Raw genomic sequence first — 11,804 nt, forward strand, 5'->3', positions numbered from 1 at the left:
GGTCCCGGCGGGCTCGCCGGACCTGCGAGGCCCGCCGGAGGCGAGCCGCATGGTGCCCGGAAAATCCGGAATGTCGCGCTATCTTGCTGTGAGTGATCCAGGCCATCGGACTGACCAGCAACATGCGCAAGGCGCGTCCGCCCGCCGTCGACGACGTGTCCTTCGAGGCGCGCGCGGGCCACGTCACCGCGCTCGTCGGAACCCCGGGCGCGGGCAAGACGACGGCGCTGAGGCTCATGCTCGAACTCCAGCAGGGCCGCGGAATCACCTACTTCCGAGGCAGGCCGCTGCATCGGATCGCCCATCCCTCGCGTGAGGTCGGCGTACTCCTGGGCGAGGTGCCGGGCCATCCGGCACGTACGGTCCGCGGCCAGCTCCGCATGCTGTGCGCCGCCGCCGGGGTACCCGTGCGCCGCGCGGACGAAGTCCTCGAAGTGGTCGGGCTCGTCAGCCTGCGGGACGAGAGCCTGGGCACGCTGTCCCGCGGCATGGACCGCCGGCTCGGGCTGGCCTGCGCGCTCCTGTCCGACCCTCACACGCTCGTGCTCGACGGCCCCGCGGACGGCCTGTCGGCCAGGGAAGGGCGATGGCTGCACGGGATTCTGCGCGCCCACGCGACCCAGGGAGGCACGGTGCTCTTCACCACGGACGACCCCAAGGAGGCCGCGCGAACCGCCGACCGGGTCGTCACGCTGGAGCAGGGACGCCTGGTCGCCGATCAGGAGGCCGCGGAGTTCGCCCGCACCCGGCTCCGGCCGCGCGTGGCAGTCCGCAGTCCGCACGCGGTCCGGCTCGGCTCCCTCCTGACCAAGGAAGCACGCACGGCGCGGCGCTCCGTGGAAGTCGTGCGTGAGGAGGGCAACCGGCTCTCGGTGTACGGCAGCACCTGCGCCGACGTCGGCGAGACGGCCTTCCGGCACGGCATCCTCGTACACCAACTCGCCGACGAGACAGGGGACATGGGTCCCGCACCGGCCGCGGCGTCCTCGGACGAGGGCGAGCACCCCGCTGACGAGCCGGGCCCCGCCGATGGGCCGGGCCTCGCCGATGAACCAGCCGCGGACGCTCTGTCCGCCCTTCCGCCCCCCATCGCCGTACGCCAGGCCCGGAGCCCGCTGCGTCCCCTGCGCTACGAACTGCGCAGGGCCGCCGGTGTCAGCACCGGCTACCTCACCGCCGCCGCCGTTCTCGTCACCTCGGTCCTCCTGTCCGTCCTCCTGGCCAGAATCGGTCACACGCCTCAGCCGCGCCTGCTGGCCGCGTGGCCGCGCGAACTCCCGCTTCCGCCCGCCGCGCTCGGCGCCGGGCTGCTGGGCGCCGTCGCCTTCGGCGAGGAGTTCCGCCACCCCGCCCTGGCCGCGGACCGCGGCACCGTCCCGCGCCGGCTGGGACTGCTCACCGCCAAGCTCCTCGTCGCCTCGGCCACCGCCTTGATGCTGGCCTTCCTCACCGTGGGATGCGACCTCGAAATGCTCTACCTCGTCTACGGACGGGAGCTCGCCGGAGTTCCGTCGGACTGGCTCTCGCTGAGCGCGAGTTGGTTCGGCCTCGTGATGGGCTGCGCGTGGGCGGGCGTGCTGGCGGCCGGAATCTTCCGGTCCACCGCCGCCGGGCTCGCGGCGGTCCTCGCCGTGCCGGTCGTCGTCGTACCCCTCGTACAAAAGGTCCTGCGGGGGCCGTCCGTGCGGTCGGCGGCCGGATTCCCGGAGCGGCTTCGGGAACTGGTTCTCGTGCAGTGGCCGTTCGGCGGGGAGCGCTACCTGGCGGCCGGTGTGCGGGTACTGGCCCAACCCGTGGGCGGAGCACTGCTGTTGTCGCTGACCGCACTGCTCTGCGCATATCTGCTCACGACCCTGCGGAGCCGAGTCCGATGACGACCGTCCGCACCCTTCCGTTCTCCCTGTGCGCACAACTTCCCGAAGAACGCCCATTTCTTTCCGATAAGGCGTCAATTGCGACGGTGTGAGCGATCACCCTTTCGTGTGCTTTTCACCAAAGACCTCAAGGCAGTTGGAGTAGGCGCCGACAAAAGACCCGTGAGTACCCTTGCGCAGACCATGATGACCGCCGCCCGTTCCTCAGACTCCGGCCTCGCCGGACCGGGCGAACTCGACCGTTACCCCTATGCCGACGCGTCCGGTGGCGACCGCGTCGGCCCTCCTGTGTGGGAGAGCGCCGAACCGGAGCTCGGCCGTGTCGGCCGACGCGCCACCGGCAGCCGCGGACGCGGACTGCACGGCCAGCTCGTCCAGCAGCTCGGCCAGATGATCGTCTCCGGAGACCTCGGCGCGGACCGTCCGCTCGTGCCCGAGGAGATCGGCCAGCGGTTCGAGGTCTCCCGGACCGTCGTCCGTGAGTCCCTCCGCGTACTGGAGGCCAAGGGGCTGGTCAGTGCCCGCCCGAACGTCGGCACGCGCGTGCGTCCCGTCAGCGACTGGAACCTCCTCGACCCGGACATCATCGAATGGCGGGCCTTCGGGCCGCAGCGGGACGACCAGCGGCGCGAGCTGAGCGAGCTCCGCTGGACCATCGAGCCGCTCGCCGCTCGCCTCGCCGCCGGACATGGGCGTGAGGAGGTCCAGCAGCGACTCGGCGACATGGTCGAGATCATGGGCCACGCCATGGCGCAGGGTGACGCCCTCACCTTCGCGCGTGCCGACACCGAGTTCCACTCGCTGCTTATCCAGCTCGCGGGCAACAGGATGCTGGAACACCTCTCGGGGATCGTGTCGGCGGCGCTCCAGGTCTCCGGTGGCCCGGTCACCGGCTGTGACCGGCCGAACGAGGCCTCGCTGGGTCACCACGCGCGCATCGTCGACGCCCTCGCGGCGGCCGACGGCGCGGCGGCCGAGACGGCCATGCGGCAGCTCATCACCGTCCACCCCGAGGTGGAGCGTGTCGTGCCCGCGCCGCGCGAGCACTGATCGCGCGCCGAGGGTGACGCGGTCCGGGGCGCGTCAGCGTCCGTGGCGGCGTCGGACCCGTGAGTCATCACCCGTCGGGATCTCGCCAAATCCTTCGTGGATGAGGTGGGGTCCCGACGGTGCGACCGGTCGGCGGATCATGAACTAACCTGGCTTGATAGGATCTGTCATCTTTTGGGCACTTACGGGGTGTGACTCGGGCCACGCAGATTGGGCGTAACGCTCTTCGGAGCAGCGCGATGACCTAAGAGGTGATAGCCGAGGAAGGAATACAGACGCCGTGTGTGGCGCTGTGCATCTTCCCGGCCCCCGCCCGCGCCGTCGGCCCATCCCCAGTCGGCGGTCGTCGGTTCCTGTCCGCAGTGGACGGGGCCGGAAGCCGTTTTTCAACGTTCCGAGAGGTTGTTCGTGTCGGCCAGCACATCCCGTACGCTCCCGCCGGAGATCGCCGAGTCCGTCTCTGTCATGGCGCTCATCGAGCGGGGAAAGGCTGAGGGGCAGATCGCCGGCGATGACGTGCGTCGGGCCTTCGAAGCTGACCAGATTCCGGCCACTCAGTGGAAGAACGTACTGCGCAGCCTCAACCAGATCCTCGAGGAAGAGGGTGTGACGCTGATGGTCAGTGCCGCGGAGCCCAAGCGCACCCGAAAGAGCGTCGCAGCGAAGAGTCCGGCCAAGCGCACCGCCACCAAGACCGTGGCGGCCAAGACGGTGACCGCCAAGAAGGCCACCGCCACGGCGGCTCCGGCTGCCCTCGCCGACGATTCGGCTGAGGACGCCTCCGCAGGCAAGCCCGCCGCAGCCAAGAAGACGACGGCGAAGAAGGCCGTCGCCAAGAAGACAGTCGCCAAGAAGACGGCGGCCAAGAAGACGAGCGCCAAGAAGGACGACGCCGAGCTCGTCGACGACGAGACGGCCGAGGAGACCCCGGGCAAGTCCGGTGCGGAGGAGCCCGCCGAGGACGGCGCCCAGGGCTTCGTCCTGTCCGACGAGGACGAGGACGACGCGCCGGCGCAGCAGGTCGCCGCCGCCGGTGCCACCGCCGACCCGGTCAAGGACTACCTCAAGCAGATCGGCAAGGTCCCGCTGCTCAACGCCGAGCAGGAGGTCGAGCTCGCCAAGCGCATCGAGGCCGGTCTGTTCGCCGAGGACAAGCTGGCCAACGCCGACAAGCTCGCCCCCAAGCTCAAGCGTGAGCTCGAGATCATCGCCGAGGACGGCCGCCGCGCCAAGAACCACCTTCTGGAGGCCAACCTCCGTCTGGTGGTCTCTCTGGCCAAGCGCTACACCGGTCGCGGCATGCTCTTCCTGGACCTCATCCAGGAGGGCAACCTCGGTCTGATCCGCGCGGTCGAGAAGTTCGACTACACCAAGGGCTACAAGTTCTCCACGTACGCCACCTGGTGGATCCGTCAGGCGATCACCCGCGCCATGGCCGACCAGGCCCGCACCATCCGTATTCCGGTGCACATGGTCGAGGTCATCAACAAGCTCGCGCGCGTCCAGCGTCAGATGCTCCAGGACCTGGGCCGTGAGCCCACCCCGGAGGAGCTGGCCAAGGAACTGGACATGACCCCCGAGAAGGTCATCGAGGTCCAGAAGTACGGCCGTGAGCCCATCTCCCTGCACACGCCGCTGGGCGAGGACGGCGACAGCGAGTTCGGTGACCTCATCGAGGACTCCGAGGCCGTCGTGCCGGCCGACGCGGTGAGCTTCACGCTCCTCCAGGAGCAGCTGCACTCCGTACTCGACACCCTGTCCGAGCGTGAGGCGGGTGTCGTCTCGATGCGCTTCGGTCTCACCGACGGTCAGCCGAAGACCCTCGACGAGATCGGCAAGGTGTACGGCGTGACCCGTGAGCGGATCCGCCAGATCGAGTCCAAGACCATGTCGAAGCTGCGTCACCCGTCGCGTTCCCAGGTGCTGCGCGACTACCTCGACTAGGCCTCGGCCGCACGTCGACGAGGGCCCGACCTCCTTTGGGGGGTCGGGCCCTCGCCGTATGCGCGGAGTGCGTGCCTTCGCTCGCTGGATCACTCTGGGTGTTCCAAGACCCTCCCAGTGTGAGGAGCGCGCATGCGCCGTCCCTACGCCCCGACCCTGGCCCTTGCGGCCGCCACAGCGGTGATATCACTGACGACCCCCGCCCTGGCTTCCTCCGACAGCGTTGTCATAGGAAGCCGTCCGGTCCAGATCTCCGAGAGCCCGTGGACGGTCGCACTGTCCAGCCGTGACCGGTTCGGGGGTACCCGAGCGGGACAGTTCTGCGGAGGAGTGGTCATCGGCCCGACTACGGTCCTGACCGCGGCCCACTGCCTGGGCGAGGATGTGCTGGGGGCGCCACCGCGCGACGCGGGCGATCTGAAGGTCATCGCCGGACGCGGGGACCTGACGTCCGAGGACGGCGAGGAGATCCCCGTACGAGACGTCTGGGTCAACCCGCACTACGACAGTGATACGAACGCCGGCGACTTCGGCGTCCTGACGCTCGCCGAGCCGCTGCCGGCCTCCTCCGTGATCCGTATGGCCGCCTCGGGGGACCGGGCGTACGAGCCCGGGACCGCCGCCGCCGTCTACGGCTGGGGCGACCTGACGGGCGGCGGCGACTACGCGAGCAGCCTGCGTGCCGCCGACGTGCACGTGCTTCCCGACACCGCGTGCGAGCGGGCCTACCCCGGCGACGAGTCCGGGACCTACGACGCGGCGTCCATGGTCTGCGCCGGAGAGCCGGCGGGCGGCCGTGATGCCTGCCAGGGGGACAGCGGTGGGCCGCTGGTCGCCCAGGGGCGTCTCATCGGCCTGGTGTCCTGGGGGAGCGGCTGTGGGCGCGCGGAGAGCCCTGGTGTCTACACGCGGGTGTCAGAGGTCGTCCAGGCGCTGAACGCGAGCCGCTGACAGCTCTCGGCGATGCGATACGAGTGCGGGCGGTCACACCCTGTGTCCAGGGTGTGACCGCCCGCTCACCGGCCTGTCGCCGGTACCCGCTCGTCGTTGATGCGAAGGGTCAGCGATCTTCGTCGTTGACGCTCTCGGGAACGGACGTGAGCCGCTCCGTCTCGTCCTGTATCTCAGCGGCGATCTTCTTGAGTTCCGGCTCGAACTTGCGACCGTGGTGGGCGCAGAAGAGCAGTTCTCCGCCGCTCAGGAGGACGACGCGCAGATATGCCTGGGCGCCGCAACGGTCGCAGCGGTCAGCGGCCGTCAGCGGGCTCGCGGGGGTCAGAACAGTAGTCACGTCGCCTCTTCTCTAGCTCGACGAGCTGTCGTACCAGGGTCAACATCCAACCAGGCCGAAAACGTTCCCGCTCGCGGCTTTTCCTCGAAATTTTCTTTCGAGACGGCTGTCTGCTGCCGGGTGGCGGCGAATGAGCCGTATTGCGTGTCTTTGTGTCTGTACGGGTTCGCGCTGTCTGTCGGGTGTCGGTCCTCCCGGCTGGATTGCCGGCTTGTTCATGAGGACGTGCCCGGAGCCTAAATGGTTCATGCCTCGAAGGGAACGTGATATGTACTTCACTCCATCGAGGGATCGAACACCCATGCGATCCTGGACTAGGGTGAGTTCATGCGAGGGTGGTGCTACAACGGCTCTACCAGGCCTCGGTACCCTCTGAACGGCAACCGAAGCCGGGCCCTTACCCAAAAGGGTCTCCCATGAAATTCAGCGAGGAGCGAACCGCGTGACCGCCGATACGTCCGTGCCGTCCACAGCGCTGCTGACCGGAGCAGACCGTGACGGTTCCAACTACACCGCGCGGCACCTGCTCGTCCTTGAGGGGCTCGAGGCAGTGCGGAAGCGCCCGGGCATGTACATCGGGTCGACCGACAGCCGTGGCCTGATGCACTGCCTGTGGGAGATCATCGACAACTCGGTGGACGAGGCCCTCGGGGGCTACTGCGACCACATCGATGTGACCCTGCACGACGACGGCTCCGTCGAGGTGCGGGACAACGGCCGCGGCATCCCCGTCGACGTGGAGCCCAAGACTGGCCTCTCCGGCGTCGAGGTCGTCATGACCAAGCTGCACGCCGGCGGAAAGTTCGGCGGCGGCTCGTACGCGGCCTCCGGTGGTCTGCACGGCGTGGGCGCCTCCGTGGTGAACGCGCTCTCCGCCCGTCTGGACGTCGAGGTGGACCGCAGTGGGAACACCCATGCCGTGAGCTTCCGCCGAGGCACCCCGGGAGCCTTCAAGGCGGACGGCCCCGACGCGGCCTTCGACGCGTCGAGCGGGCTGCGCAAGCTCAAGCGGATCCCGAAGACCCGCACCGGCACGCGCGTGCGCTACTGGGCCGACCGCCAGATCTTCCTCAAGGACGCCAAGCTCTCCCTGGAGCACCTCCACCAGCGCGCCCGCCAGACGGCTTTCCTGGTGCCGGGCCTGACCATCGTCGTCCGTGACGAACTCGGGCTGGGCGAGGGCGGCAGCAAGGGCGAGGAGTCGTTCCGCTTCGACGGCGGCATCAGCGAGTTCTGTGAGTTCCTGGCCGCCGACAAGCCGGTCTGCGACGTCCTCCGCTTCTCTGGGCAGGGGACCTTCAAGGAGACCGTCCCGGTCCTCGACGAGCACGGGCAGATGACCCCCACCGAGGTCACGCGTGAGCTGGGCGTCGATGTCGCGATGCGCTGGGGCACCGGATACGACACGACTCTGAAGTCGTTCGTGAACATCATCGCCACGCCCAAGGGCGGCACCCATGTCGCCGGCTTCGAGCAGGCCGTCGCCAAGACGATGAACGAGGTCCTGCGGACCAAGAAGCTGCTGCGGGTCGCCGAGGACGACATCGTCAAGGACGACGCGCTGGAGGGCCTCACGGCCGTCGTCACCGTGCGTCTCGCCGAGCCCCAGTTCGAGGGGCAGACGAAGGAGGTCCTCGGTACCTCGGCCGCCCGCCGCATCGTGACGAACGTGGTCACCAAGGAACTCAAGGCGTTCCTGACCTCCGCCAAGCGGGACGAGGCCGCGCAGGCGCGGGTCGTCATGGAGAAGGCCGTCGCCGCCGCGCGCACGAGGATCGCGGCCCGGCAGCACAAGGACGCACAGCGCCGCAAGACGGCCCTGGAGTCCTCCTCGCTGCCCGCCAAGCTCGCCGATTGCCGCAGTGACGACGTCGAGCGCAGCGAACTGTTCATCGTCGAGGGCGACTCCGCGCTGGGTACGGCGAAGCTGGCCCGGAACTCCGAGTTCCAGGCGCTGCTGCCGATCCGGGGCAAGATCCTCAATGTTCAGAAGGCGTCCGTGACGGACATGCTGAAGAACGCCGAGTGCGGTGCGATCATCCAGGTCATAGGGGCCGGCTCCGGGCGGACCTTCGACATCGACGCCGCACGCTACGGGAAGATCATTCTCCTCGTCGACGCCGATGTCGACGGCGCGCACATCCGGATTCTGCTGTTGACGCTGTTCCAGCGCTACATGCGGCCCATGGTCGAGGCGGGGCGGGTGTTCGCGGCGGTCCCGCCGTTGCACCGGATCGAGCTCAGCCAGCCCAAGAAGGGGCAGGACAAGTACGTCTACACGTACTCGGACCGCGAGCTGCGGGAGACCGTGCTGGAGCTGCAGCGCAAGGGTGTGCGTTACAAGGACTCGATCCAGCGGTACAAGGGTCTCGGCGAGATGGACGCCGATCAGCTGGCCGAGACGACGATGGATCCGCGGTTCCGGACGCTGCGCCGGATCAACATCTCCGACCTGGAGGCGTCCGAGCAGGTGTTCGACCTGTTGATGGGGAACGACGTGGCGCCGCGCAAGGAGTTCATCTCGAGCTCTGCCGCGACGCTGGACCGGTCGCGTATCGACGCGTAGCCCTCCGGGCGTATTCCGGGTGGGTCCGCCAGGTGGATGGGGGCCGTGCCGGTACATCCGCCCGTCGCCGTCGGATCAGATGCGGGCTTCGCAGGGAGCCACAGCTCGATCCGGACGTGAGCGACGGGCATGCGATGTACAGGCACGGCCCTCCCTCGCGTCACCGCCTGCGGGTGTATCGCGGGTCCCGAGGACCCTCCGGCTGCTCCGACCACGGGTGCGTGGGGGCTTGGACGTGGTGCCACGCGTGCGCGAAACCAATCCGCTTCGGCCGGCCTTTCGGCCGCGGGTCAGATTTCAACCCCTCAGGCGCACCCATCGGCTCCGGCGCGTTTCTCGGGTACGGGGGACATTCAGCCCCTCCGGCGTTTGAGGAGCGGGGTCTGGGGCGGAGCCCCAGGTACGGGACGGGTAGGGGCGGAGGGGGCGAACCAAGCTTTTAGGCCCCCTGGGTCCGGGCTCGGGCCGCCTGGTCGGGGCACTGTACGGGTGCGATCCACCCGTGGGTGGAGAGACGCGGGTGCGGGGGATCCACCCACGATCCACCCGGGCGCCGATCTGCCAGGTGCTCGATTTCCGTAGCGTCGATGGGGTCGGCAGCACTCGCTGCGGACACCCGTTTCCCGCTCAAGGAGGCCGCGCATGTCCGGGCTCATGAATGCCGTGGTGATCTTCGCTGTCGCCGCAGTGGTGATCGTGCGCCAGTTCAGCGCACGCCGGATCAGCTCGGACCGGCGCTGGTGGATCGTGCCCGCCGTTCTCGCCGTCATGGCGATGCGCGAGCCCGGCGTGATCGACCCGCACCACCAGTTCGAGGCGTCCCTCCTGCTCGGCACGGAACTGGTGACGGCGCTGGCCATCGGAGCCGGATGGGCGTGGACGACGCGGATATGGACCGAGCCGGACGGCGCCGTGTGGAGCAGGAGCACCAAGGCCGCCGGAGCCGTCTGGGGCGCAGGCATCTGTCTGCGGCTGGGTCTGTTCGGCATAGGTGCCCTGCTGGGTGTGCACCAGAACTCCTCCGCCCTGATGCTCTGCCTGGCGGCCACCTTGCTGGTCCGCTCCGGGCTCCTGACCTGGCGGGCGCAGTCCCTGCGGCCGACGGTGACCGGGCAGGGCCCGGCGTACGGTGACGAGGTCGGCCGCGTTCTGAGGAAGGAGCGCCTGTGACGGACAACGCCTGGATGCGCTGGCCCTCTCGTGAGGCACTGTCGCGTATGGGCGTGCACAAGGCCCGCCGTGTGCTCTCCCGGGTCACGCGCGCCATCGTCCTCGGCGTGCTCGTCGCCACGACACTCACGAACCCGGAACTGAGCGGCTGGGCGCTCGCCGGAGGCATCACGGGGATCGCGGTGTGCGGCTTCCTCGCCTGGGGCTTCTGGCGGACCACACTGGAACACCGTCTGCTGCCGTCCCTGGTACTGCTCGCTCTGCTCCTCGCGGTCGCGGTCGCGGGACACGGCATGGGCTTCCCGATTCCGGCGCTCGTCCTGCTGTGCGGGACTGCTGTCGCCGCCATCGAACGGCTGCCCCTCGCGGCGGCCCTTCCGGCCATGGCGGTGGCGCTGGGCGCTTACGCGGCGTTCGACAACGACGTCTGGCTGACCACCGCGGCCACCACCGTGGGCCTGGCGCTCGCGGGATACGTTCTGCGCCTCGACGCGGAAGCACGGGCGAGTGCCCAGCGGCTGCTGGTCCAGGAACGCGTGGCCCGCGCGGCCGAGGCGGAGACCGCGGCCCTCGCGGAACGAGCGCGGATAGCCAGGGAGATCCATGACGTCCTGGCCCACAGCCTGTCCGCGCAGCTCGTGCATCTGGAGGCGGCACGACTGCTCATCGAGAGAGGGGCGGACCGGGAGATCATCCTCGAACGGGTCGTGGCGGCACGGGGAATGGCCCGTGAGGGGCTTTCGGAGACCCGGCAGGCACTCTCCGCGCTCCGGGGTGAGATGTCTCCGCTGGAGGACTTCCTCGGCGAACTCGTGGCCACAGCCGACCGCGCCGGTGTCACGGTGACCGGGGAGCGTCAGCCGCTGCCGGCGGAAGCCTCCCAGGCGGTGCGCCGAGTTGCCCAGGAGGCGCTGACGAACGTACGCAAACATGCTCCGGGAGCCGAGATCCACATCCGGCTGGACTATGGCGAGCACGAAGTGACGCTGGATGTACGGGATTCGGGTGGAAAACCGGGCGAACTCAGCGGCTCGGGTGCCGGGTACGGTCTGCTGGGGATGCGGGAGCGCGCAGAGCTGCTCGGCGGCTCGCTGGACGCAGGACCGGGCGAGGAGGGGTTCGTGGTGACGCTGAAGGTGCCGGTATGACCGAGCGGGCGGAGGGCAGGGCACCGGCGCGGGTCGTGGTCGCGGACGATCAGACGGTCGTGCGCGAGGGCATTGTGATGCTGCTGGGACTGCTGCCCGGGATCGAGGTCGTCGGAGCGGCCGGTGACGGGTTCGAGGCGGTGGAGCTGGTGGCCGAACTCGCCCCGGACGTCGTGCTGATGGATCTGCGCATGCCTCGCTGCGACGGGGTCGAGGCGACCCGGCGCATCCGTGCCGAGCATCCCGGGACCCAGGTCGTCGTGCTCACGACGTTCGCGGACGACGAGTCGCTGTTCCCCGCGCTGCGCGCCGGAGCCCGCGGTTATCTGACCAAGGACGCGGGAGGCGACGAGATCGTGCGGGCCGTGGAGAGCGTGCTCTCCGGGGACGCGGGGCTCTCGCCGAGCATCCAGCGACGGCTGCTGGAGCGGCTGTCGGACCCGGAACCGGAGCCCGGCCCGCCTCCGGAGGCCCCGGACGGGCTCACCTCGCGCGAGACGGAGGTGCTCCTGCTCATCGCCGAGGGCCTCAGCAACCAGGAGATCGCTCGTAAGCTCCATGTGTCCACGGCCACCGTGAAGACCCACATCAATAATCTCTTCGCCAAGGCAGGTCTCAAAGACCGTGCTCAAGCAGTCCGTTACGCCTATGGGAAAGGTCTCGTACGGCCGCCCGCGGGATGAAGTCACCTGATGGGGTGAAGAGCGCGGAGACAGGAGTCAGGGAGCCCTCCGATCTGCACATCCTTGGGTACGCGGCAG

At 69.1% G+C, this 11,804-nt stretch carries 9 protein-coding genes; 8 read left to right on the top strand and 1 reads right to left on the bottom strand.

Annotated features, from left to right (window positions below):
- Positions 1–92: 92 nt before the first annotated feature.
- The 4 genes from OG485_RS31220 (at position 93) to OG485_RS31235 (ending at position 5,819) form a co-directional block, all read left to right on the top strand.
- Positions 93–1,874 (top strand): ABC transporter ATP-binding protein, encoded by a 1,782-nt coding sequence (locus tag OG485_RS31220; protein ID WP_328671922.1) that lies wholly within the window; start codon positions 93–95, stop codon positions 1,872–1,874.
- A gap of 162 nt (positions 1,875–2,036) precedes the next feature.
- Complete coding sequence (locus tag OG485_RS31225) at positions 2,037–2,924, top strand: FadR/GntR family transcriptional regulator (protein WP_328671923.1); 888 nt, start codon at positions 2,037–2,039, stop codon at positions 2,922–2,924.
- Positions 2,925–3,332: 408 nt separating this feature from the next.
- Positions 3,333–4,868 carry an RNA polymerase sigma factor gene (locus OG485_RS31230; protein ID WP_328671924.1) on the top strand — a complete coding sequence of 512 codons (1,536 nt, stop codon included), beginning with the start codon at positions 3,333–3,335 and terminating at the stop codon, positions 4,866–4,868.
- A 132-nt stretch (positions 4,869–5,000) separates the two neighbouring features.
- Positions 5,001–5,819, top strand: coding sequence for a S1 family serine peptidase (locus OG485_RS31235; RefSeq protein ID WP_328671925.1), 819 nt, complete (start codon positions 5,001–5,003; stop codon positions 5,817–5,819).
- Between the two features lie 109 nt (positions 5,820–5,928).
- Here OG485_RS31235 and OG485_RS31240 read toward each other — a convergent pair whose 3' ends face one another.
- Positions 5,929–6,159 carry a DUF7455 domain-containing protein gene (locus tag OG485_RS31240; protein WP_103549626.1) on the bottom strand — a complete coding sequence of 77 codons (231 nt, stop codon included), beginning with the start codon at positions 6,157–6,159 and terminating at the stop codon, positions 5,929–5,931.
- Between the two features lie 442 nt (positions 6,160–6,601).
- Between OG485_RS31240 and OG485_RS31245 the strand changes: the two genes are divergently transcribed.
- The 4 genes from OG485_RS31245 (at position 6,602) to OG485_RS31260 (ending at position 11,726) form a co-directional block, all read left to right on the top strand.
- Positions 6,602–8,725 (top strand): DNA gyrase/topoisomerase IV subunit B, encoded by a 2,124-nt coding sequence (locus OG485_RS31245; RefSeq protein WP_328671926.1) that lies wholly within the window; start codon positions 6,602–6,604, stop codon positions 8,723–8,725.
- A 642-nt stretch (positions 8,726–9,367) separates the two neighbouring features.
- Positions 9,368–9,895, top strand: a complete 528-nt coding sequence (locus OG485_RS31250; RefSeq protein ID WP_328671927.1) for a DUF1453 domain-containing protein — start codon at positions 9,368–9,370, stop codon at positions 9,893–9,895.
- The gene (locus OG485_RS31255; protein WP_328671928.1) at positions 9,892–11,043 is read left to right on the top strand and encodes a sensor histidine kinase; all 1,152 of its coding nucleotides are present in this window, start codon (positions 9,892–9,894) and stop codon (positions 11,041–11,043) included. The genes OG485_RS31250 and OG485_RS31255 overlap by 4 nt, the downstream gene beginning before the upstream one ends.
- Positions 11,040–11,726, top strand: a complete 687-nt coding sequence (locus OG485_RS31260; protein WP_328671929.1) for a response regulator transcription factor — start codon at positions 11,040–11,042, stop codon at positions 11,724–11,726. Before OG485_RS31255 ends, OG485_RS31260 begins: the two co-directional genes overlap by 4 nt.
- Positions 11,727–11,804: the final 78 nt, after the last annotated feature.

Origin of the sequence: Streptomyces sp. NBC_00328 (assembly GCF_036139655.1) — a bacterium.
Classification (GTDB): Bacteria; Actinomycetota; Actinomycetes; order Streptomycetales; family Streptomycetaceae; genus Streptomyces.